The following is a 21,712-nucleotide window of genomic DNA, read 5'->3' as shown; positions in this document are numbered from 1 at the left end:
GAATCGAAATCGGGATCGAAATCGAAATCGCCGTCATTCAATGGCGAACTTGTTTTTCGATTTCGATACCGATTTCGATTGCGATTTCGATTGCGATTTCGACCCAAAGCATGCCGGGGTGCTTGCGGCTAGAAATAAGCCATGGACGTTTTCTTCAGTTCCTTGCGGCTGAAAAGAATGTCGTACTGGGGCACCTGGGCGATCCGGGCCAACTGCTCCACCACGTCCAGGCAGTCCTCGCGGCTGCGGGCATGGACCATGGTGTAGAGGTTGTAAGGCCAGGCGTAGCAGTTCACTCGCTGATAGCAGTGGGAGATTTCCGGACGATTGGCCATGATCGCTCCGACCTCGTTCAGGTCCCGCTCCTGTTCCACGAACCAGGCGACCATGGCGTTGGCCCCGTATCCGGCCTGCTGGTGGCGCAGGGTCGCTCCGAAGCGACGCACCACGCCCCGGTCTTTCAGACGGCGCAGCAGATCCAAAACCGCCTCCTCGGTCAGGCCGGTCCGTTCGGCGATTTCCAGGTAGGGCCGCTCCGTGTCCGGGATGTCGGCCTGAAGAAGACGCAAGGCCGCCTGTTCGGCCTCGGTGTGTTCGTGAGAATTCGTTGACGTGCTCATTGGACTCCGCTCCATTGCCGGTCGGCTGATATTTCGCCCGGTCATGCACGAAAGCGTTCCACCGGGATGTTCCCGGCACCCCAAAAAAACCGGGACGTTTTTGTCGCCCTTTTAGATGTTTCCGGCTCTGATCGCAACACCGAAAAGCTTCCTCATGCAGTGGTTCCCGCCGGGCTGGAACGTTTCCAACAGAACACCAGAAATCGCCATAAAAAAAGCCCTCCAGGCAAGGAGGGCTTTTTTCGGCCGATTCTAATGACGCCGCAAGAATGGCTTTAGTCCTTACCGGGCTTGACCCCTTTCTTGGTCCAAAGCTGCATTTCCTGCATTTTCTTGCGTCGAGCCTTAGAAAGAGCTTTCGCGATCAACGGGGTGCCCTTCTTATAGCCGTATTTTGCACGATATTCCTCGGTGGTCAGGCCATGAGAAGCAAGGTGCTTTTTCGTCAAAACCTTGAAGGTCTTGCCGCACTCCAGACAGGTGACGGACTTTTCCTTGATCGCCTTTTTCGGATCAATATTCAATTCAGGGGCGGCTTCCGCTCCCGCGTCTCCCACGACTCCGCCTTCCGCAACAGCTCGCAGACTGGTCGCGATTTTGGTGACCATGGACATCATTTCTTCTTCGGTCATGGGCCGAACTCCAGCCTGAGCCTTTACGATCTCCAACGCTTGCTTGATGAATTCATCCATTGTGAATCTCCTTTCAAAAAATATGAATGACGAACGAACAAATGCACTCATAACAAAAAGGCCGCTTAAGTCAAGCATTGAGATTCATATTGCATTGACGACATCCATAAAAAACATCTCGACAACCTTCCTGACAATTGTGTTTTCCAATAAACCACGCTTTTCATCTCCAATTCTCCGACCCGCTTCTTCATTTCAATCAAATGAGAACTCCACGGAACATGGTCACTTCAATCAACTCCAGCAGGGCTGTTTTTTTAGTGAGAACACATCCCACGGCATGGATGATATGGGAATACGCCATCATCGTGCCGGATCTCGCTTCGCTTCCGAAGGACATTGGATGACTCCCAAAACAGCGGGCAGTTCGACGGGAAGCGATGAAAGCATTTTCTCCTCGCGATCTCCCCGCGATGCTTGCCAGCGAACAAGACTCCGAGGTACAGCCGACAAGAGCGCGTGGCCGGAGCGCGGGAAACTTTTATGACAGCGCACTGAGGAGGAGAGCATGTACGTGGTTACGGGAGGCGCGGGATTCATCGGCAGCGCCCTGGTTTGGAAACTGAATCAACAGGGCGTCACGGACGTGCTGATCGTGGACGATCTGGGCCGGGGCGAAAAATGGAAAAACCTGGTCAACCTGCGGTACGCCGACTATCTGCACAAGGCCGCGTTTCTCCAGCTCCTGGAACAAGGCAAGCTCGGACCGGAGGTCAAGGCGATCCTGCACATGGGCGCCTGCTCGTCCACCACGGAGACGGACGCCGAGTACCTGATGGAGAACAATTACCGGTACACGCAAATCCTGGCCCGGTTTTGCCTGCGACACGACATCCGCTTCATCTATGCCAGCAGCGCCGCGACCTACGGGGACGGTTCCCGGGGCTTCGACGACGATCCCGCGGCCATGGAAGGGCTGAAGCCTCTGAACATGTACGGCTATTCCAAGCAGCTTTTTGATCTCTGGGCGCTGCGCACGGGCGTTGCCGACCGGATGGTCGGCCTGAAGTTCTTCAATGTTTTCGGACCCAACGAGTACCACAAAGCCGACATGATGAGCGTGGTCTGCAAGGCCTTTCACCAGATCGGAGAGTCCGGGCTGCTGCGCCTGTTCAGATCTCACCGTCCGGATTACGCCGACGGCGAGCAGCGCCGGGACTTCGTCTACATCAAGGACTGCGTCGACGTGGTCTGGTGGCTGCTGGAAAACCGAGCCGTGAACGGAATCTTCAACCTGGGACGCGGAGAGGCCAAGTCCTGGAACGAGCTGGCCCGGGCGGTCTTCGCGGCCATGGATCGGCCCGTGGACATCGAATACATCGACATGCCGGAGGCCATCCGGGAGAAATATCAATACTACACCAAGGCCGGGATGGAGCGGCTGCGCTCCCTGGGCTGTCCCGCCGCTTTCAGCTCCCTGGAAGACGGAGTGGCCGACTACGTGCGCACCTACCTGATGGCCGAAGATCCCTACCTGGCTTGAGCTCCGCGGTCCGACTCCGCCGCTCCATTTCAATTCATCATCTCAACTTATTTCGAGGGCCGCCATGACCACGACGCAAACAAACGACGGCTTCACTCCCCAAGCCCCTCCCCGCACCGTACCCGAAACCCTGGACCGCGGAGTCTCGTTGTTCGGCGACCGCCCGCTCCTCGGCCTGGTGGAGGGAGACCCCATCACCTATGCCGAATTCCGAACCAAGATCAGGGAACATGCCGAAACCCTGACCCACCTTGGAGTGGGCCATGGGGACAGAGTAGCCATTTTCAGTGAAAACCGGCCGGAATGGCCCATGGTCTATTTCGCCGCCAGCTCCCTGGGAGCCGTGCTGGTCCCGATTCTCCCGGACTTTCACCCGTCCTCGGTCCTGCACATTCTCCGACACAGCGGGGCCAAGGTGCTGATGGCCTCGCAACGCTGCCTGGCGAAACTGGAAGACCTGAACCAGCAGCACCTGACCGTGATCGTCCTGGACGACTTCCGGATTTTGCCTCCGGAATCCTGGGCCGGTCGGGTCAAGGACGTGATCCGCTCCAGCCTCAAGGACCGGGAACGCCTGCAATCCCTGGCCCGGCACGTGACCGGCCACGGCACTCCGGCGACCCCCAAGGAGGACGACCTGGCCTCCATCGTCTACACCTCCGGGACCACGGGGCGGGCCAAAGGGGTGATGCTCACCCACCGCAACGTGGTTTCCGACGCCTGGATGACCCGGGAGTTGGTGGACCTGGGGCCGCGGGACCGGATGCTCTCCATCCTGCCCCTGGCCCACACCATGGAGTTCACCCTGGGTCTGCTGCTGCCCATGATGCACGGGACCCAGGTCCGGTACCTCGGCGGGGTCCCCTCGCCGCAAATGCTGATGGACGCCATGGCCAAGATCCGCCCCACGTTCATGCTCAGCGTCCCGCTGGTGATTGAAAAGATCTTCAAGCGCCGCATTCAGCCCAAACTCACCGGCAGCGCCGTGGGCCGGACCCTGTATCGCTTCAACCTGAGCCGAGGTCTGCTGCACAAGCTCGCCGGGAAAAAGATGTACCAGTCATTTGGCGGCAGCCTGCGCGGCTACTGTATCGGGGGAGCCCCCCTGTCCGTGGAAGCGGAGACCTTTTTACGCGAAGCCGGTTTTCCCTATGCCATGGGTTACGGGTTGACCGAGGCATCGCCCCTGGTGGCCGGGACCGGCGCGGCGAGCGTCCGTCGGCGTTCCTCGGGTCGCGCTCTGAACGGCGTCGAGATCCGCATCGCCGTGCAGCAGGAGAGCGATTCGCCGCCCCGAGGACGGGCCGACGGCGAGGTTGTCGGAGAAATCCAGGTCCGCGGTCCCAATGTCATGCAAGGGTATTACCAGGAGCCGGAGTTGACCGCCGAAGTTTTCACAGAGGACGGCTGGCTGCGCACCGGGGACCTGGGCACGCTGGACAAGGACGGCTATCTGTTCATCCGCGGCCGCCTGAAGAACCTGATTCTCGGCCCCAGCGGGGAGAACATCTACCCTGAGGAGATCGAGAACGTCCTGAACGAACAGGATTACGTCCTGGAATCCCTGGCCTTTGACCTGAACGGCAAGGTCGCGGCCCGGGTCTTCCTGGACTATGACCGGCTGGACGAAGAGGTTTCCTGGCGGAAGATGAGCGAATTCGAGGCCCGCAAGTACGTCACCGACCTTCTGGAAACCATCCGGGCCCGCACCAACGCCGGACTGGCCTCCTTTGCCCGGGTCAGCAAGATGATCGAGCAGACCGAGGCCTTTGAAAAAACCCCGACCCACAAAATCAAGCGCTATCTCTACACCAGCGCCTCGCCGCCGTTCTGACGAACCGCCATGCACGAACGACCGGACACCGAACTCGCGGCCCTGATCCGTTCCCTTCTGGAAAAGGGCATGGACCTGGACGGAGCGGCCCTGACCACCATTTCCCAGGTTCTGGGAGGCGCTGAGGCGGAGGAACTCGCCGCCCGCTTGACCGACCCGGACGACGCCGAAGCCTGGTCCATGCGCGACCTGGTGCTGTTTCCAGACCAGCCCTTGGGCTTGGCCGTGGAAGGCTGGCTGCTGGAACGAAAACAACGCGACGACAAGGCCGTCATGCCGGACCAGGATACCGTGGCCGCTCTGCTAGCCCATGCCGGGTTGCGTTTACGCCTTCCAGACCGAACTGAAATGTGGCTGACCCTGGCCCAGGACGAAGCCTGCCTGCTGGCAAGCCGTCTGCGTCTGGGCAAGAGTCTGCCGGGACCGATTCATCATCTTCTCCGCGCTTCGACCACATCGGGTCGACAAGAGCTCGCGGCGAGCCTGGCCTTGGCCTGCAAACAAGCCCGACTGCCCTGGACCCCGAGCCAGGAGACCTTTATCCTGACCTTGCTGCACGGTTGCCTCCCCGGCTCGGATCAAGAACCGGATCCCAAGCCCGACCCAAACGTACCCAAGCCGAAAACGCCGCTACGCCGCCCTCTGGACGTGATCCGGTGGGCCCTGGCTTTTCTGGAGTATTCCGGAGATGATATTCCCACGGCCCTGGCCAAGCGCCGCGAGACCTTGCTGCGCTACCTGGACCAGGCCGAGGAAATGGAACGGGTCCGGCAAGCGCACAATTTCGAAACGCGGCGGATGCTGGGCATCGTCGAACAGCACTTCGATCCGGAGGCCATCCGGGACGAACTGGAGCTGATCGAACTCATCAGGAGAACCGCGAATGCCTACGCCCCGATCCACCAGATCATGCGCCGCAACCTGGGCGACGTGCAAACCGTGGAGCAGGCGGCGGACTTGCTGGAGTGATACAATTTTCATTTCAATAATTCTCTTTCGGTGTCGCTATCGGGATCGGAATCGGGATCGAATTCTGGTTGTTGGCGCACAAACATCATCGACCCCGATCCCGACTCCGACGCCGAAAACTACATTTTCTCAAGCAAATAATGCATGATGGAGGAGACGTTCATGTCCCAAGAAACCCCGCAACGCAATTTGGCCCTGGACCTGGCGAGGGTGACCGAGGCCGCGGCCCTGGCCTCTTCCCGCTGGCTGGGCAAAGGCGACAAAGAGCGCGGCGATTATGCCGCGGTGGAGGCCATGCGCCTGAGCTTCAGCGCCATCGACATCGACGGCGTGGTGGTCATCGGCGAGGGCGAAAAGGATGAAGCCCCGATGCTCTACAACGGAGAGAAGCTCGGCACGGGCAACGGGCCGGAAGTGGACGTGGCCGTGGACCCGGTGGAAGGCACGCGCCTGCTGGCCTACGGCCGACCCAACGCCATCGCCGTGGTCGCCCTGGCCCCGCGTGGAACGCTTTACGATCCCGGCCCGGCTTTCTACATGAAAAAAATGGCCGTGCCCCACGAGGCCAAATACCAGGTGGACATCAAGGCCCCGGTGGCCGAGAACCTGCGCCGGGTGGCCAAGGCCCTGGGCAAGTCCGTGGATGACCTGTCGGTCTTTATCCTGGACAAGCCCCGGCACGTAAAGTTGATCAAGGAAATCCGCGAAGCCGGAGCCCGCATCCAGCTGCACACGGACGGCGACGTGGCCGGAGCCCTGATGGCCACGACCCCGGGCGGCGAGGTGGACATGATGATCGGTACCGGCGGGACCCCGGAAGGCGTGCTGGCCGCAGTGGCCATCCGGATCATGGGCGGGGAGATGCAGTGCATGCTGGACCCGCAGTCCGACGACGAGCGCCGGGCCGTGGAGGAGAACGGATACAACGTGAACCGCGTCCTGACCGTGGACGATCTGGTCCGTAGCGACGACGTCTTTTTCGCGGCCACCGGCATTTCCGGGGGAACGTTTCTCAAGGGCGTCGAATTTACCGGCAAGGGCGCGGTGACCCACTCCATGGTCATGCGCGGCAGAACCGGAACCTTCCGCCGGATCGAGGCCCAGCATTCCTTCTCCAAACTGATGCGCATCAGCTCCATCGAATACAATAAAACCGACTCGCACTAGGAGACCGCCAATGCCGAGCACGCCCCCCATCATTCTCACCCCGTCCCTGCTCTCGTCGGACTTCAGCCGCATCGGCGAGGAACTGGCCGCCCTGGAGCAGGCCGGGCTGCAATGGGTGCACTGGGACGTCATGGACGGGGCCTTCGTGCCCAACATCACCTTCGGCCCGCCGGTGATCAAGGCCTGCCGCAAGAGTTGCGGGCTGTTCTTCGACGTCCACCTGATGATCGAACAGCCGGACCGCTACCTGGCAGAGTTCGTGGACGCCGGGGCGAACCTGCTCTGCGTCCACGCCGAAGCCTGCGTGCATCTGGAGCGGACCGTTTCCGAAATCACGCGCCTGGGCGCCAAGGCCGGAGTGGCCCTGAACCCGCACACCCCGCTGGACATGGTGGAATATCTGCTGCCTCAGTTGGACATGGTCCTGATCATGACCGTGAATCCCGGCTTCGGCGGCCAGAAGTTCATCCCCTTCACCAGGCAAAAAATCCAGCGTCTCCGGGCCATGATCCAGGAGGCCGGGGCTGAGACCTTCATCCAGGTGGACGGCGGCGTGAGCCCGGAAAACATCCGCGAGCTGGCCGATTTGGGCGCCAACGTCTTCGTCTCCGGCTCAGCTTTTTTCGGCTTCCCGCCCTATGCAGACCGCCTGGAAACCTTCATGCGGGCCGTGAAGAGAGAATAGCGACCTTGCAAATGGACGAACAGAAGACGACAAATTTGCTCAAGATCGAAATCGAAATCGCTATCGAAATCGATAAAAACAGGTATGTCGCGAGAATGGCGGAAAGAACGATTTCGATTCCGATTTCGATCTCGATTTCGACTCAGGGCATGCCCGGACTGTTTGCGCCTTGCTGAATGGGAATCATTCGGGCAACCGCCATGAACGTGCATCTTATCATCCAATTGGCCCGCTTCGGGGATATCATCCAGACCAAACGGCTGATTCGCGGCCTGCTGGCCGACCCCGGCAACCAGGTCCATTTGGCCGTGGACGCCGGGCTGGTTGAACTGGCCGAGATGATCTATCCGGACGTGATGGTCCACGGCCTGCCGGTCCATGACCCGCATTCGGAACCCGCGACCCTGATCCGCTCCTGCGCCGATATCTTCTCCGCCTGGAAGGCCGCGGACGTGGTCCGGGTCTACAACCTGAACCATTCAGGCTTCAACCATGTCCTGGCCGGATTGTTCGCGCCGGAGCAGGTCGTGGGCTATCGGTGGCATCAGGGCCAGGCGCTGCGAGGTGCGTGGCCGGAAACGGTCTTCCGGCTCAGTGCGCACCGAACGGCCAATCCCCTGAATCTGATGGACTATTGGGGTTTTTTTCTTGACCCTTCCCAATCCCCGGCCCTGGTCAACCCTCCGGCAACGCCCAAGGGCGGAGGGCTGGGCGTGGTCCTGGCCGGACGCCATGCCCGGCGGACCCTGCCGGTTCCCATCCTGGCCAGGGTAATCCAGGCCGCGGCGGCCCGGATCGACGGCTGGATTCATCTGCTGGGAACGACTGCGGAGCGCGAACCGGCCAGAGCGTTGCGGCCCCTGCTCCCGGCCACGATCCAGGCCAGGTTGAACGACCTCACCGGGCGCACCGGCTGGACCGGTCTGCGCGACGTGGTCCAAGGGCTGGACCTGCTGCTCACCCCGGACACCGGGACCATGCACCTGGCCGCGCACCTGGGCACCCCGGTCACGGCCTTTTTCCTTTCCTCGGCCTGGGCCTTCGAGACCGGACCCTATGGCGAAGGCCATCAGGTTTGGCAATCCGTGGAACCCTGCGCTCCCTGCCTGGAAGCCGCGCCTTGCCCCCGGTCCGCGGCCTGCGCCCAGGCCTTCGCGGACAAGGCCGTCCTGGCCCGATTGGCCCGATCGGCCCCGTCCGCTGGACCGGAGCGGACCAACCATCCCGCTCCGCCGGAATCCCTCTGCCTGCTGCGCACCGGACTGGACGACTTCGGCCTGGAGTTCCACCCCTTGGCCGGAGAACTGCCGGACCAGGAAGCCCGAACGGCCCGCCGCGAGCTGCTGCGCTCCCACCGGCTGCGGATCGTCCCGCGTCGGGTCCTTCTGGAGCAGACCGCGGCTGAAGCCCTGTACCATGAACCTGACTGGATGATCGACACGCCATGACCTCCACGCCCCTGCGAATTCTCACGGTCCTGCCCATGTACGGCGGGTCCCTGCCCATCGGCCGCTACTGCGTCCGGGCCCTGCGCGCCCTGGGCCATACGGTGGAGTGCTTCGAGGCTCCGGAATTTCACGGCGCATTCCGGGCCCTCAAGGAACAGCGCATTGCCGCGGATCGGCTGGTGGCCCTGGAAAACGGCTTCCTCCAACTCGTGGCCCAGACCGTCCTGGCCAAGGTGGAACATTTCGAGCCGGACCTGGTCCTGGCCCTGGCCCAGGCTCCGTTAAGCCGCCAGGCCCTGCAACGCCTGCGCCGGGACAAGGTGCCCACGGCCATGTGGTTCGTGGAGGATTATCAGGTCTTTCCCTACTGGAAAGCCTTCGCCCGGCTCTACGACGCCTTCGCGGTGATCCAGAAGGAGCCGTTTTTCGGCCTGCTGGAAGAGCTGGACCAGCGCAACGCCCTCTACCTGCCCCTGGCCGCGGACCCGGACTTTCACCGCCCCCTGGAGATCACCCGGGAGCTGTCCGCCGTGGACCAGCGCCGCTACGGATCGGACCTCTCCTTCCTTGGAGCGGGATATCCCAACCGCCTGGTCGCCTTCCGCCAATTCCTGTCCCTGGACTTCAAGATCTGGGGCAACGACTGGCCCACTCACGGCCCCCTGACTCCGCTGCTGCAACGCCCCGGGGAACGGATCACCCCGGAGGAGGCGGTCAAGATCTTCAACGCCGCCAAGATCAACCTGAACCTGCACTCCAGCGTCAAGGCCGATCCCCTGGTTCCCGGCGGCGACTTCGTCAACCCCCGGACCTTCGAACTGGCCTCCTGCCAAGCGTTCCAACTGGTGGACCGCCGCGGCCTGCTGGCCGAACTGTTCACGGACCGGGAGCTGGCCGTGTTCGAGAACATGGACGATCTGCGCGACGCCATCCACCACTACCTGGCCCACCCCGAAGAGCGCCTGGCCATGAGCCGCCTGGCCCGGGAACGGGTGCTGCGCGAGCACACCTACCAGCACCGCATGGCGACCCTGCTGGCATTCCTCCAGGACCGCCTCGGCCTGGGCGCGGCACGGACCAAAACAGACTCCGGCGCTCCCGAACCAACCCCCGACGCCTCCCCCCTGGCCGCCCTCTCCCCGGATCTGCGCGCCCAGGTGGACGCCCTGCTCCAGGACCTGGACCTGCGCCCCACCGTCCGCTTCGAAGACCTGATCTGGACCATCCGTCAACGCCAAGGTACCCTCAGCGAACTGGAAACCGCCCTGCTGTTTCTGGACGAATGGCGCAAGCAGTATGGCGGGGGAAGGCGGTAAGACGCTCTGCCCCCTGCCTTTCACCGTCAAAGGCCGAGCTGAATTCAAACGCATTCCGTTGACATACGGCACACATGGTTTAATCTCGATCCATGAGCAGATTTGACTGGAGCGAGGAAAAAAACGTGTTTCTCGAACAAACACGAGGCATAAGCTTCGAGGATGTCGTGGTCAGCATTGAGAACGGTCAGGTACTGGACGTCATCCGGCATCCTAACCGGGATCGCTATCCTCGCCAGAACATCATCATTTTGAACATGGACGGTTATGTCTGGCTGGTTCCGTACATCAAACAGAGTGGCGTCAGGTTTCTGAAAACCGTCATCCCCAGTCGCAAAGCAACAAAGGAGTATCTGTCATGACCGATACGATGCAGTTTGATGCGGAGGAAGAACAGATTCTTCGAGATTTTGAACGTGGAGAATTCCAGAGAATTCCCAATCTGGAAGCAGAGAAAGAGGAACTGGAAGCCTCAGCGCGCAGAACCCTCCAGAAAGATAAACGGATTAATATCCGAATATCTTCTCGCGACCTGGAACGTTTACGGATGCGAGCCGCGCGTGAAGGCATTCCCTACCAGACCTACATCTCAGGGGCATTGCACAAGCTCGTTTCCGGAAGACTGAAGGAAGTAGGGTAAAACATGCGGGCAAAACATATCATCGAACGAGCCCAGGGATGCCTGCTGGGGCAACTGGCCGGCGACGCGCTGGGAAGCCTGGTGGAATTTCAGTCCTCGGAGCAAATCCAGCGCGCGTATCCCGACGGGGTGCGCGACATGGCCGACGGCGGTGCGCACGACACCCTCGCGGGCCAACCCACGGATGATTCCGAAATGGCCCTGGCCCTGGCCAGGATGCTCGTTTCCCGCCGCGACTACGACGCCGGGGCCGCGAACCGGGGCTATCTCGACTGGCTACGCTCCGCCCCCTTCTCCCGCGGCGCGACCATCACCGCCGGACTGACCGGCGAACCAAATCAGGACAGCCAAGCCAACGGGGCCCTGATGCGCATCAGCCCCCTGGGCATATTCGGTTCGCGATTCGAGTTGAGCCAGGTGGCCCGATGGGCCGTCCAAGACGCTGAACTGACCCATCCCCACCCGATTTGTCTCCAGGTCAACGCCCTCTTCACCATGGCCATTGCCCGTGCCGTTGCCACCGGAGCCAATCCCAAGGAACTTGTCGTCGACATGCTCGTATGGGCCCAGGACATGGACGCCGACCCGCTCCTGTTCCGTGTGATCAAAGCCTGCATCAACGAACCGCCAAGAGATTATCTCCATCACCAGGGCTGGGTGCTCATCGCCTTCGGCAACGCCGTCTGGCAGCTGCTCAACGCCCCAAGTCTGGAAGACGGGATCGTGGACACGGTCATGCGCGGCGGGGACACGGACACCAACGCCGCCATCTGCGGGGCATTGCTGGGCGCGGTCCACGGCCTGAGCGCCGTGCCGGAAAGATGGACCAAAACCGTCCTCGCCTGCCGCCCCCAGGAGGGCCTACCCGGAGTGCGCCGTCCCCGTCCGGAAATCTACTGGCCCGTGGATGCCCTGGAACTGGCCGAACAGTTGCTCCACACGCCGTAACTATTCAGCATAGAGTAACGCCGTTGTCGGGGTCGGAGTCGGGATCGGCGCTTCGCTATCGGGATCGAAAACGCTGGGAAGCGTTCAAAATTTTTGCTGTTCCGATTCCGATTCCGATAGCGACCCCGACTCCGATTGCCGGAGCAAGGGCGGATACAAAATGAGCTGAGTAGGTACCACACGCCTTGATATTTCCTTTGATCCGGAGGGCGGTCGGCTGACTTTGGATACCCGTTTCCAGAAACGTGATCCGATCCGCCAGAGGAGTGCGATGCTGAAAATAATTGTGCAGCCGGTGGACCTGAGCGAATCCCTCACTGATGTAAAGATCCGCTCATCATTCATCGAACGATTCGGCGGCCGGGAGATTGTTCTGGTCCATGTGATGAACCCCGGGCTCGGCGACAAGGACATGGTCCAGTCGCGATTGGCGCACCTTGCCGACGAGCTGAACCAGGTGGGCATCCAGGCCAAGTCCGTGGTCACGCAAGGTCATGTGGCCTCGGAGATCACCCGGACCGCCATGGAGTTGGCCGCGGACGTGATCTACCTGCCCGCCAGTCGAAAGAACGTCCTGGTTTCGTCATTATTAGGGAGCACGACCGAAGACGTCATCCGCCTTTCCGATATTCCGGTCTTCATTCACAAACAGCGCCCGGTGCTGGTCCGGACAGAGAAGGTTCACAATATTGTCTTTGCCACGGACTTTCGCAAAGCGGCGAGCCGGGTCTGGCTGTATGTGCGCATGCTGGGCCGTTTCGTTTCCAAGCTGACCATCCTCCATGTGGGCGAACGGGCCTCTGACCCGGACACGGAGCAGCTGCGCAGGGAAAACGTCGAAATGTTGCTCAATGAGCTGCGCGCAAAATTCACGGACGACTTCCAGGAAGTCGCCCTGATCTCCCGGATCGGCTCACCGGCCAAACACATCATTGATGTCGTCGAGCAGATCCAGGCCGATCTGGTCGTCCTGGGGCGACTCAATGAACCGTTCCCTTCCAAACTGCTCGGTTCCACCTGCTCTCGGGTCACATCCGGGGTGTCCAGTTCCGTTTTGCTGATTCCCTGACTGTATTGACAAAGCCCGCCAACCATCCCAACAGATGGGAGTCTCGTATGTTCCAAGACAAGGTCTTTCTGACCTCGTTGGTCATTGTCGTCGTGTTCGTTCTTGCCGGGGTGATTGATCCGGCATTTCTGGACCGTACTTCCGCCGCCCTCCACGGGGCGATCATCGCCCATTTCGGCTGGGCGTACATGCTCTCCGGCTTTTTCTTCCTGGTGTTCTGCCTGGTCCTGGCTTTGAGCAGATACGGCGAGATCAAATTGGGGCGGGATCATGAAAAGCCCGAGTACACCTACTTCGGCTGGTTCAGCATGTTGTTCGCCGCTGGAATGGGCATCGGCCTGATTTTCTGGGGCGTGGCCGAACCCCTGAGTCACTACATGGACCCGCCGGAATTCATCCAGCCGGAAACCGGACAGGCGGCGACGTTCGCCATGCGCTACAGTTTCTTTCACTGGGGCCTGCATCCCTGGGCGATCTATATCGTGATGAGCCTGGGCATCGCCTATTTTTCCTTCCGTCGCGGCATGCCGCCCCTGATCAGTTCCTGCTTCTATCCCATGCTCGGCGACCGTATTTACGGTCCCATCGGCCACTTCATCGACATCATGGCCGTTTTCGCCACCATCTTCGGAATCGCCACCTCCCTGGGGCTTGGCGCGATCCAGATCAACAGCGGCCTGGAACACCTCTACGGCCTGCCTTCCTCCACCGGCTACACGCTGCTGATCATCCTGGTTACGACGCTTCTATTCATGGTTTCCGCCGCGGTGGGCCTGGACAAGGGCATTCAGACCCTGAGCAAGACCAATATCCTCCTGGCCTTTGTCCTGCTTCTGTTCATGCTGATCGCCGGACCGACCTCGTACATTCTCAATGTGTTTACCGACACCATCGGCGGATACGTGGGCAACGTGCTGGAAATGAGCCTGGCGGTGAATCCGTTCCTGGGACAGGAATGGTACAAGAACTGGACCCTGTTCTACTGGGCCTGGTGGATCGCCTGGTCGCCCTTCGTGGGCATCTTCGTGGCCAGGATTTCCCGTGGCCGGACCATCCGGGAGTTTGTCAGCGGAGCCCTGCTGGTGCCGACCTTGCTGACCTTTGTCTGGTTCAGCGTGTTCGGAGGGGCCTCGTTGTTCCTGGAGCTGGAACAAGGGACGAACATCGGCATGGCGGTCCAAAACGACGTGTCCACGGGCCTGTTTCTGGTCTTCGACCATTTTCCCGGCGCGCTGATCCTGTCCAACGCCGCCCTGGTACTGTTGATCGTCTTTTTCGTGACGTCGGCGGACTCGGCCACCTTTGTCCTGGGCATCATGACCAGCAAAGGATCGCCCAACCCCTCCCTGGCCAAGAAAATCACCTGGGGAATCACCCAATCCTCCGTTGCCGCCATCCTGCTCGTTTCCGGAGGCCTGACCGCCCTGCAACGCATGGCCATCACCGCAGCCCTGCCGTTCAACTTCGTCCTGCTGTTCATGTGCTACAACATCTGGAAGGCCCTGGCCTCCGAAGCACGGGAGAGCCGATTGCGGCAATACGTCGAGACGTCAACGTGAAATGTCGCTGTACCAAAAAGGCCCGGCCAGCGCGGTTTCAGCCCGGCTTCAGGATGTCGCCAGATAGGAAGCCAGTTGGTTCAAGGCCTGAGGCAGGTTGCGTCGACCGTATCCGACCCGGAAATGGTTCAACCCCGGCTCATACAGTGTTCCCGGAAGCAACAGCACCCCGGCCCGCTCCACGAGATCGGCGCAGAACCTGTCCACATCGGTGCCTTTCAGTCGCGGAAAGGCCACCGTACCGGCAGGAGGTCGTTGCCAGTCGAACCAGCGGGCATGTTCGGCGAAAAAGGCGTCCAGAGTATCCAGGTTGGAGCGGACGATTTCCAGGTTCCGCTGGATGATCCCAGCGGCGTTGCGTAGCGCCAAGGCGGCCAGAAACTCGCTGGGAGCGCTGTTGCAGATGGTGGTGTAGTCCTTGAAGGCGGCCATTTTCCGATACAGCTCCCTGTCGTGGGTGGCAATCCAACCGATGCGCAATCCGGCCAGGCCGTAGGCCTTGGACATCACCCCCAGGGAGACGGCCCGTTCGTCCAGGTCCACGAAGCCCGGCAAGCGACGGGAAGGATCAAGCTCCAGGCCCCGGTAGACCTCATCGGCAAAGGTGATGAAGCCATGCTGTTTGGACAGCGCGGCCAGTTCCCCGACAAATGCCGCGGACGGCAGAAAGCCCGTTGGATTGTGTGGGAAATTAACCACCACCAATTTCGTGCGCGGGGTCAACAGCGGCACGAGGTCGTCGATCTCCAGGGCCCAGCCCCGCTCCGGATCGCCGCGCCACGGGACGACATGCGCGCCAATACTCAGGGCCACCTCACCCAGGGATTGATAATACGGCGCATGCACGACGACGTGATCCCCCGGCTCCAGCGCGACATGCATGAAGTTGAAGATCGCCTCTTCAGCCCCGGCGTGAACAAGAACATGCTCCGCGGATACCGTGTCGTACAGCGCCGCGATTTCGCGCCGCAGTTCAGGATCGCCAAGCGATTCCGTGTAGCCCAGCCAAAGCGCCTGGAAACGCCGCTCGGCATCGGGTTCCATGGCCAGCAGTTCGCCCAGAGACATGCTCTCGCTGTCCGAGGTACAGAGCAGAAATGGAGCCGTGAATTCATATTTGGCGAAATATCGCTCCAATCGAAAAGGTTTCAGGTGCATAGCGTTTCAGTCCTCATCAAAGTAGCTTTTCCAGTGCAACGTCATCACTTCCAATCTGTCCTTGGAAATAATCGCCACGAGTGTTCCCTCCTTTCTCAAACAATTCCCATCTGCTGGAAAATGATAGCTCATCATGGAGGATGCCTAGGGGCTTGACAAGTCGTTAACTTTTGTAAACAGTCCGTCCCAAGGCTACCCCATGAAATTCGACGATTTCTTCAAACGCGCATCCCAGGTCGCCGAGATCGGCAGCCAAAAAGACTTGGCCAACCTCCTGGGCATCGAACCCCCGGCCATCACCCTGGCCAAGACGCGAGGCGTGCCCAAAGGCTGGGCACTGACCCTTTCCAGCATGTTCGGGGTGAATCCGGAGTGGCTGAAAACCGGAATCGGACCGGTGTATCAGGCCGACAAGCACAAGACCCGATACATCCCCAAGGTCTCGGCCAGGGCCTGCGCCGGCATCGGTTCCTTGGACGTGCGGGACAATATCGTCGATGAAATTCCTTTTGATCGGAAATGGGTCGCCAGGAAAGGCCGGCCGGAACACATGGTGGTCATGGACGTGGTCGGCGACAGCATGTCTCCGGAGTTGGAACCCGGCGACAGCATCCTGCTTGATCAAAGCCAAACCGGAGTTCTGAACAACAACCTCTACGTGGTCGGCTTGGCGGACGTGTTGCAGATCAAAAGAGTCCAGGCCCGTCCCGGCCTGATTACGCTTTACAGCACCAATCAACGCTATCAGCCGGTCACCTTGCAGGGCGACGAGGTCGAGACGTTGCGGGTCATTGGTCGGGTTCTGTGGAGCAGTCGGAGCTACGCCTGATATTTTTTTTGCCCTGTTGATTTACTTTTGTAAACACAAGGAGACATTCCAATGCAACAGCGGTTCTGTGAATGCGGTCATCCGGTCATGGTGGCGTATGTGATCACGAAGAAGGGCATCCGGCACCTGTATCAACCCCGGGCCAAAATGACCAAACTGATGCGCTGTCCAAACTGCGGCAAGCCCATCAACATCAACGATCTGCTGTAGCCGCGGCGTGGCGTCTGGACAGCGCTGCTCTCCGGCCGCCATGCTGGGCGGAGTGTTTTTATTTGGCGAGAGACGGTTCCGGCCCTGAAACGGCGATTACTTCCGTTCCAAAGCAAAAAGCACGGTTTCCCGCACGCGACGAATTTTGGGCAGGTCCGGGAGTTCGTCTAGAAGTTCGTTCAGGTAGCCGCGCTCTTGAACGGCCTGTCTGGAGGCGGGGAAGTTCAGATCGAAGGCCCAGCTGCACAGCAGCAGCCGGAAGTCGTTGAGCGTGCGCATCCTGGCATAGTCGCCCAGTTTTCGGGCCAGAATCTGGTCCACCAGCGCATCCGTGCAAACGCCGGGCTCGTCGCGCAATCCCAGGGTGACCACCGGGTTGTTCCATGCGCCGGGACGCAGATGTTCAAGCATCACCTGGAAGATGTCCAGTTTGTCCGCGTCCCGGACCACCCGGGCCGGGACCGCGGCCTGGTCCGGCAGATCAGGGGGCAAGAAGCGCTTGTTGTGCAGGATCACCGCCGTCAGCACGGCTTTGCGGTCCTGTTCGTCCAGGGATTCCAGCAGGCTGCGTCGCTTCAGGGTCCGGACCCCGAGACGTCCATGATCCGTGGATTTGCGGTCGTCGAAGGTTTTATAGGCTACGTACTGCGGAAACCGTCCCACGTCGTGGAACAAGGCGGCCCACAGCGACCGGCGGGTCGCGTTCGGGGAGAGGCCTTCCCGGGTCGTGATCGTTTCGGCCTCCTGAAAGACCCGCAGGCAGTGATCCAGCTTGAGGGCCATGTTGGCCCGGTCTTGCGCATCAGCGGGGAAATGTTCCCGGGCAAAGCCCACCAAGGCAAGGACTGGGGCTTCCATGTCCATGCCGGTCACTGCTCCATGAGTTTCCTGGCCCGTTCGAAATCCTCGGGTTCGATGCGCCCTTCCATCATCCGTTTGCGCAACACGGCCAAGGCCTGCTCAAGGACCTGCTCATCAGGGGATGCGTCCAGGCCTTCATCCCTCATGGGACCGCCGGGTCCGAACAAATACCGCAGCAGGTACATCATCAAGGCCAGCACGAGGCCGATGAAGACGAACTTCGTGAGCATGTTCAGCCAGCTTCCGACAAACGACGGGCCAAAGGGCCAGTGGGCCCATTCGGACGGGCCCTGGGCCGTGAAAAGCAGTTCAACGACGGACGATAGTTCCATTTACGACGTTCTCCTCAAGATTATCCACGGCTGTTCGGCCGCGAATTTCGATTCTGATTCGTTGAAAGGTTTGCTTACCATCCGCTGACCGAGCGCACCTGGGCCATGTCCGTGAAACCCTGGAGCACTTTGAGCAGGGCGTCCTGCTTCAGGGTCAGCATCCCGTCGGCCACGGCCTGGTCCCGAATTTCTTCCGTGTGGCCGCGGCGCTTGATCAGGTTCTTGATCTGCGTGGAGCTGGTCATCAGTTCGTGGACCCCCGTTCTGCCGCGGTACCCATGGTTGCACTGCCCGCAGCCCTTGGCCCGATACAGGGAGATTTCCCGGGACATGGGAATGTACTGCTCAAAGCCCGGCCCAAACTCCTTGGCCAGGTCGTCCACCTCCTGCTTGTCCGGACGATAGGCCTCCTTGCACTGGGGGCACAGGGTTTTGATCAGGCGCTGGGCCACGACGCAGAGCAGGGAGTCCGCGAAATTGAAGGGGTCAAGATCCATGTCCAGCAGACGGGTGATGGTTTCGGGCGCGGAATTGGTGTGCAGGGTGGAAAAGACCATGTGCCCGGTCAGCGAAGCCTGGACCCCGATGTGCGCGGTCTCCGCGTCGCGCATCTCGCCGATCATGATCACGTCCGGGTCGGCCCGGAGGAAAGAGCGCAGGGTGGTGGCGAAGTCCAGGCCGATTTTCGGATTGATCTGAACTTGGCGCAGCCCTTCCTGGGTGATTTCCACCGGGTCCTCCGCGGTCCAGATCTTGCGCTCCGGGGTGTTGATGTAGCTGATGGCCGAATGCAAGGTCGTGGTTTTTCCGGAACCGGTGGGCCCGACCACGATGATCAGCCCATAGGGCTTGTAAACCGAGGACTTGAACTTGGCCAGGTTCTCGTCGGACATGCCCAGCCGTTCCAAAGGCAAGGGCTTGCCCGAGGCCAGCACACGCAGAACCACGTCTTCGTGATTCTCGATGGTCGGCAGGATGGCCACCCGGAATTCGACAATCTTGCCCAGTTCGGGCAGGCGCATCTTGATCTTGCCGTCCTGGGGCAGCCGACGCTCGGCGATGTTCAGATGGGCCATGATCTTGACCCGGGAAATCAGCGGCTTGGCCATCCCCGCGCGGATCTTGCGGAATTCGTGGCAACTGCCATCAATCCGAAAGCGCACCGTGCAATAGCGATTCTGAGGGTCGGGCTCGATGTGAATGTCAGAGGCGTTGCGGCGCCAGGCTTCCACCAGCAGGGCGTTGACCAGGCGCACGACCTCGGAGTCCGAGACCCCGGTTTCCTCGTCCAGGTCCGCTTCAAGTTCCTCGTCGGTCTGGGCCTCCATTGAGTCCCCGAGTTCCATCAGTTCTTCGGACCCCAGGCTGCGGTAGAACAAGTCGATGAAACCCTGGATGTCCAAGGCCAGAGCGACCTTGGGCTCGATCCGGCTGGTGCCGAAAATGAACCGGATCTCGTCCAGCCGGGCGTGATCAAAAGGGTTGGCCATCAACACGGTGATGGAGTTGCCGTCCACAGCCAGCGGGGTCCAGCCGGAACGTTTCAGGTAATCCGGGTCCAGCTTGCGTTTTTCCAGCAGTTCAAAGGGCGCGTCGACATTCGGATCAAAGGGCACGAAGGGCACTTCGTAGAACGCGGACAAGGACTCGCCCAGCACGGTCTTGTCCAGCTTCACTTCCCTGAGCAGATATTGGTCCAGATCCTCGCCGGCATCCTTGGCGGCCTGGGTCATTTCCGCGAGTTGGTCCTCGGTCAGCAGGCCACGGGACACCAACAGGCTGTAGCGGTGTTGCGGCCGAAGCTCCCGATGGCCGATGGCTTTCAATTTTTCTGCCAGTCCCGGATGGTTCGGGTTCAGCCGATGGGCCTGCCAAAAAGCCTGCTTGGCCTGGGTCATGTCCTTGGCCTGGAACAAGGCCTGACCCAGCTGATAGTAGAGCGCGGCTTGCTCGGGCATGGAAAGCGAGGATTCCATCACCGCCTTGGCCAGAAAGTCGGCCATTTCCCGGTGCTGCCCCAGGGCACGCATGGATTGGATCAGCAGGGTGGTTACCGCAAAGGTCTTCCTGCCTCCACGATATTCATCCAGCAAGGATTGCACCGCATCCTGAAAGCGTCCTTGGCGAAACAACACTTCGCCTTGCAATGGGGAGGTCGGGGCGACGGTCATGGGCGTTGCGGATGGTCGAGCGGAATACCGCTGCCGGATGAAAAGCCGGGTAAAAGACGTTCCATGACGACCTTCGGGGTCAGGGCAATTTCGGAAAACTCGGCCCGGGGAATATCCACATGGCCTTCATGCTGCTCTACCCAGTCCCAGAGCAAGGTCGCGGCCTTGGTCAGATGGTGGGGTTCAAATTGGGGAAGAACGGTCAGAGGGCGGATTTTCGGCTCCAGGGGTGTGCGAATATGGGAATTCCTGGACACGGACTCGTTCCAATCCCTGACCTGTTCGCTCAGGCGATAGCTCAGCATTTGCAGGTGCTCCCGGTCCACGTCCGGGGCCAGCACACAATACCTCCCGAACTCAATTTTGCCCAACCGGTCGTAACTGCGTAGGGAAAGCCGGACTTTAACGGAGAGGTCCCGCTCCATCCATTCGGCCATCATCAGCCCGTAGTTCAGATGCACGTCTTCCAAGCGATGAAACGCGATCACCGCCAGGGAAAAACAGGCCCGTTTACGAAACGACTTGTTCAACTCCTCATGGATGGCGCGCTTCAGCCCGGCCGGGGTCAGGATGCCGGAGGACGTGTCCATGTATTCCAGGGAGGCTGATTGGCGCCGCTTCTCCAGAACCTTCCAGGCTTTGCGCACCCGCCAGGCCAGTTCTCCAGGAAAGTACGGACGCAACAGGAAATCGTCGATCCCGCCATCGTCACTGCGAGCAATTCTGGCGAAATTGTCCCCGGAACCGACCATGATGATCGGCAGGCACTGCCCCAGGAAGCGGTTGCGGTGTCGAACCAGGTGGACGAAATCAAACCCGTCGATATCCGTGGCTTCGGCCGGGACGAGCACCACGTGCGGTTCTCGCAGATCCTCAATCATTCCCAAGGCCCCGAGGTGGCTCCGGACCACGCGGACGGCGAACTTGCCCCTGGCCAATTCGGACTCCATGGCCCGGGCCATGCCCGCATCGGGTTCGATCAGGAGAACGGACCCGACGTATTCGCTCTTGTTCTCCTCCACGGTCCTTGATTCCATCTCAACTCCATCCGTTCCATCCAGCGTTACCGGAATACCATTCAACATGCTTGCATCCTGAGAAAAGCAACCCGACATGACCTCGACGCATAGCCTCGGGCAGGGAGAAATGCAACAAAATTGACTTGAACCATGGGGGCAATTATTGCTGGGCGATTCGATGCGGCTCGCGACGCAATGTGCGTCCATGACGCACATTGCGCACTCGGGCCGATCCTATTCGTGTACACCAACCAACAACAATAAAGGAGGCGACCATGTCTTGGGTAGCCATCAGGCGGTTTGATGTCGGGGATCCCGATATCGCGAAAATGAAAAAACACTGGGAGGACGTGGCCGAGGATCTGGGCCTGTTCGCCGAGTCGAACGTTCTGCTGGAGGAAGGCGAGCAAGAGGTCAAACTCTACGTCAGCCAGGCGGTCAACGAATTCTTTCAGGGGCAGCCGGGAAGGCAATACGGCTGAGGAAGCGATCAGAGATCGGTAAGGCATTATTGCAGTGCTCCTGGCGGCGCTGCTCGCCGTGCTCCTCTCGGTGCTCCTCTCTGGGAGCGCGGGCCTTCCCAAGGGGGGAGCCGGTGGGCGGGCCGCGAAGCTGGATTTTCCGGTGAACGAACTGATTGTAGTCGAACACGCAACCCAAGTATAACCCAAGACACAACCCAAACCGCAAAGGGGCAATGAG

At 60.4% G+C, this 21,712-nt stretch carries 23 protein-coding genes; 15 read left to right on the top strand and 8 right to left on the bottom strand.

Features of this window, described 5'->3' with window-relative positions; translation table 11 throughout:
• Positions 1–128: 128 nt before the first annotated feature.
• From ahbB to DESLA_RS23000, 3 genes are all read right to left on the bottom strand, one after another.
• Entirely contained in the window at positions 129–620 is a 492-nt protein-coding gene (gene ahbB, locus DESLA_RS0114565; protein WP_028573033.1) for a siroheme decarboxylase subunit beta, read from the bottom strand.
• A gap of 275 nt (positions 621–895) precedes the next feature.
• On the bottom strand, positions 896–1,312 hold the full coding sequence (locus tag DESLA_RS0114555) for a Ros/MucR family transcriptional regulator (RefSeq protein ID WP_028573032.1): 417 nt from the start codon (positions 1,310–1,312) through the stop codon (positions 896–898).
• A 199-nt stretch (positions 1,313–1,511) separates the two neighbouring features.
• A complete protein-coding gene (locus DESLA_RS23000) occupies positions 1,512–1,652 on the bottom strand; it encodes a hypothetical protein (protein WP_156932982.1) in 141 nt (46 codons plus the stop codon).
• A 168-nt stretch (positions 1,653–1,820) separates the two neighbouring features.
• Here DESLA_RS23000 and rfaD point away from each other — a divergent pair, with 168 nt between their 5' ends.
• The 12 genes from rfaD (at position 1,821) to DESLA_RS0114485 (ending at position 14,430) form a co-directional block, all read left to right on the top strand.
• Entirely contained in the window at positions 1,821–2,795 is a 975-nt protein-coding gene (rfaD, locus tag DESLA_RS0114545; protein ID WP_028573031.1) for an ADP-glyceromanno-heptose 6-epimerase, read from the top strand.
• A gap of 64 nt (positions 2,796–2,859) precedes the next feature.
• Positions 2,860–4,629, top strand: coding sequence for an AMP-binding protein (locus tag DESLA_RS0114540; RefSeq protein ID WP_051434714.1), 1,770 nt, complete (start codon positions 2,860–2,862; stop codon positions 4,627–4,629).
• A gap of 9 nt (positions 4,630–4,638) precedes the next feature.
• Positions 4,639–5,598, top strand: coding sequence for a hypothetical protein (locus DESLA_RS0114535; protein WP_028573029.1), 960 nt, complete (start codon positions 4,639–4,641; stop codon positions 5,596–5,598).
• Between the two features lie 162 nt (positions 5,599–5,760).
• Positions 5,761–6,765 (top strand): class II fructose-bisphosphatase, encoded by a 1,005-nt coding sequence (glpX, locus tag DESLA_RS0114530; protein WP_028573028.1) that lies wholly within the window; start codon positions 5,761–5,763, stop codon positions 6,763–6,765.
• 10 nt (positions 6,766–6,775) lie between these two features.
• Positions 6,776–7,450, top strand: coding sequence for a ribulose-phosphate 3-epimerase (rpe, locus tag DESLA_RS0114525; protein ID WP_028573027.1), 675 nt, complete (start codon positions 6,776–6,778; stop codon positions 7,448–7,450).
• A 200-nt stretch (positions 7,451–7,650) separates the two neighbouring features.
• Positions 7,651–8,898, top strand: coding sequence for a glycosyltransferase family 9 protein (locus tag DESLA_RS20705; RefSeq protein WP_035263276.1), 1,248 nt, complete (start codon positions 7,651–7,653; stop codon positions 8,896–8,898).
• Positions 8,895–10,214 carry a CgeB family protein gene (locus tag DESLA_RS0114510; protein ID WP_028573026.1) on the top strand — a complete coding sequence of 440 codons (1,320 nt, stop codon included), beginning with the start codon at positions 8,895–8,897 and terminating at the stop codon, positions 10,212–10,214. Before DESLA_RS20705 ends, DESLA_RS0114510 begins: the two co-directional genes overlap by 4 nt.
• Positions 10,215–10,339: 125 nt before the next feature.
• Positions 10,340–10,576 (top strand): BrnT family toxin, encoded by a 237-nt coding sequence (locus DESLA_RS0114505; protein ID WP_245590072.1) that lies wholly within the window; start codon positions 10,340–10,342, stop codon positions 10,574–10,576.
• On the top strand, positions 10,573–10,854 hold the full coding sequence (locus tag DESLA_RS0114500; RefSeq protein WP_028573024.1) for a CopG family antitoxin: 282 nt from the start codon (positions 10,573–10,575) through the stop codon (positions 10,852–10,854). Before DESLA_RS0114505 ends, DESLA_RS0114500 begins: the two co-directional genes overlap by 4 nt.
• A 3-nt stretch (positions 10,855–10,857) precedes the next feature.
• The gene (locus DESLA_RS0114495; RefSeq protein ID WP_028573023.1) at positions 10,858–11,802 is read left to right on the top strand and encodes an ADP-ribosylglycohydrolase family protein; all 945 of its coding nucleotides are present in this window, start codon (positions 10,858–10,860) and stop codon (positions 11,800–11,802) included.
• Between the two features lie 271 nt (positions 11,803–12,073).
• On the top strand, positions 12,074–12,871 hold the full coding sequence (locus DESLA_RS0114490) for a universal stress protein (protein ID WP_028573022.1): 798 nt from the start codon (positions 12,074–12,076) through the stop codon (positions 12,869–12,871).
• A 47-nt stretch (positions 12,872–12,918) separates the two neighbouring features.
• Positions 12,919–14,430: a glycine betaine uptake BCCT transporter gene (locus DESLA_RS0114485; protein WP_028573021.1), complete on the top strand. Its 1,512-nt coding sequence runs from the start codon at positions 12,919–12,921 to the stop codon at positions 14,428–14,430.
• A gap of 48 nt (positions 14,431–14,478) precedes the next feature.
• Here the strand turns inward: DESLA_RS0114485 and DESLA_RS0114480 are convergent, their stop codons facing one another.
• Positions 14,479–15,588, bottom strand: coding sequence for an aminotransferase class I/II-fold pyridoxal phosphate-dependent enzyme (locus tag DESLA_RS0114480; protein WP_028573020.1), 1,110 nt, complete (start codon positions 15,586–15,588; stop codon positions 14,479–14,481).
• A gap of 199 nt (positions 15,589–15,787) precedes the next feature.
• On the opposite strand from DESLA_RS0114480, the gene DESLA_RS0114475 reads away from it, so the two are divergent.
• Both DESLA_RS0114475 and DESLA_RS23230 read left to right on the top strand, forming a co-directional pair.
• Entirely contained in the window at positions 15,788–16,417 is a 630-nt protein-coding gene (locus DESLA_RS0114475) for a LexA family transcriptional regulator (RefSeq protein WP_028573019.1), read from the top strand.
• 51 nt (positions 16,418–16,468) lie between these two features.
• A complete protein-coding gene (locus tag DESLA_RS23230; protein ID WP_169732636.1) occupies positions 16,469–16,627 on the top strand; it encodes a hypothetical protein in 159 nt (52 codons plus the stop codon).
• Between the two features lie 96 nt (positions 16,628–16,723).
• On the opposite strand, the gene DESLA_RS0114465 is transcribed toward DESLA_RS23230, so the two are convergent.
• The 4 genes from DESLA_RS0114465 to DESLA_RS0114450 all read right to left on the bottom strand — a co-directional run bounded on the left by DESLA_RS0114465 (position 16,724) and on the right by DESLA_RS0114450 (position 21,028).
• Positions 16,724–17,491 carry an HD domain-containing protein gene (locus tag DESLA_RS0114465; RefSeq protein ID WP_051434904.1) on the bottom strand — a complete coding sequence of 256 codons (768 nt, stop codon included), beginning with the start codon at positions 17,489–17,491 and terminating at the stop codon, positions 16,724–16,726.
• A 5-nt stretch (positions 17,492–17,496) separates the two neighbouring features.
• Positions 17,497–17,820 carry a hypothetical protein gene (locus DESLA_RS20700; RefSeq protein ID WP_035261882.1) on the bottom strand — a complete coding sequence of 108 codons (324 nt, stop codon included), beginning with the start codon at positions 17,818–17,820 and terminating at the stop codon, positions 17,497–17,499.
• Between the two features lie 74 nt (positions 17,821–17,894).
• Positions 17,895–19,991: an ATPase, T2SS/T4P/T4SS family gene (locus DESLA_RS20695; RefSeq protein ID WP_084032099.1), complete on the bottom strand. Its 2,097-nt coding sequence runs from the start codon at positions 19,989–19,991 to the stop codon at positions 17,895–17,897.
• Complete coding sequence (locus tag DESLA_RS0114450; RefSeq protein WP_028573017.1) at positions 19,988–21,028, bottom strand: response regulator; 1,041 nt, start codon at positions 21,026–21,028, stop codon at positions 19,988–19,990. Before DESLA_RS0114450 ends, DESLA_RS20695 begins: the two co-directional genes overlap by 4 nt.
• Before the next feature lie 257 nt (positions 21,029–21,285).
• Here DESLA_RS0114450 and DESLA_RS0114445 point away from each other — a divergent pair, with 257 nt between their 5' ends.
• Positions 21,286–21,492 carry a hypothetical protein gene (locus tag DESLA_RS0114445; RefSeq protein WP_028573016.1) on the top strand — a complete coding sequence of 69 codons (207 nt, stop codon included), beginning with the start codon at positions 21,286–21,288 and terminating at the stop codon, positions 21,490–21,492.
• Positions 21,493–21,712 lie beyond the last annotated feature (220 nt).

Origin of the sequence: Desulfonatronum lacustre DSM 10312, assembly GCF_000519265.1 — a bacterium.
Taxonomy (GTDB): Bacteria; Desulfobacterota; Desulfovibrionia; order Desulfovibrionales; family Desulfonatronaceae; genus Desulfonatronum; species Desulfonatronum lacustre.
This window is presented reverse-complemented; position numbering and strand designations above follow the sequence as displayed.